The sequence below is a fragment of the Secundilactobacillus pentosiphilus genome, from assembly GCF_002217985.1.
Taxonomy (GTDB): Bacteria; Bacillota; Bacilli; order Lactobacillales; family Lactobacillaceae; genus Secundilactobacillus; species Secundilactobacillus pentosiphilus.
In genome coordinates, this window is record NZ_BCMI01000096.1 from 1 (window position 1) to 207 (window position 207).

The window sequence follows — 207 nt, forward strand, 5'->3', positions numbered from 1 at the left end:
TCTTTCGCTACTCATACCGGCATTCTCACTTCTAAGCGCTCCACTAGTCCTTACGATCTAGCTTCACCGCCCTTAGAACGCTCTCCTATCACGCGACCTATTGATCGCATCCACAATTTCGGTGGTATCCTTAGCCCCGGTACATTTTCGGCGCAAAATCACTCGGCTAGTGAGCTATTACGCACTCTTTAAATGGTGGCTGCTTCT

Annotated in this window: 1 rRNA gene; it reads right to left on the bottom strand. The window is 49.3% G+C overall.

Features of this window, described 5'->3' with window-relative positions:
• Positions 1–207 (bottom strand): 23S ribosomal RNA (locus CES81_RS13205); the annotation flags it as partial.